The following is a 403-nucleotide window of genomic DNA, read 5'->3' as shown; positions in this document are numbered from 1 at the left end:
CGGTGTAATTGACCTTTACGATAAGTGTGTAACAGTTCCAGGACCTGTTGAAAACAACGGATGCCCTATCGTTAAAGATCATAAGGAAACTGCTGTAGAAGTAGAGAAAACCCTTAAGGATATTTATTTCAACTTTAATAAAGCTACCATCAGACCTGAATCTAACGAAAAATTGGATCTGGCAGCTTCAATTATTAAAGAAAACGGAGGTAATTACTTGTTGACCGGACATACAGATATCAAAGGAAATGCAGCCTACAATCTTAGATTGTCTAAAGAAAGAGCAGCTGCTGTAGTAGGAGCTCTTGAAAACAGAGGCATTAATGAAAATGTACTAAAATCTAGAGGAGTTGGTTCTGCAGAAGCAACGATCCCGGCATCAGCTTCAGATGCTGAAAGAATG

General features: G+C 38.7%; 1 protein-coding gene. It reads left to right on the top strand.

Annotation, left to right across the window (positions count from 1 at the left end):
• On the top strand, positions 1 to 403 hold a 403-nt coding region (locus GB932_RS21710), incomplete at both ends, for an OmpA family protein (protein WP_156758774.1).

It is taken from the genome of Microbacterium karelineae (assembly GCF_009745985.1).
Classification (GTDB): domain Bacteria; phylum Actinomycetota; class Actinomycetes; order Actinomycetales; family Microbacteriaceae; genus Microbacterium; species Microbacterium karelineae.
This window is presented reverse-complemented; position numbering and strand designations above follow the sequence as displayed.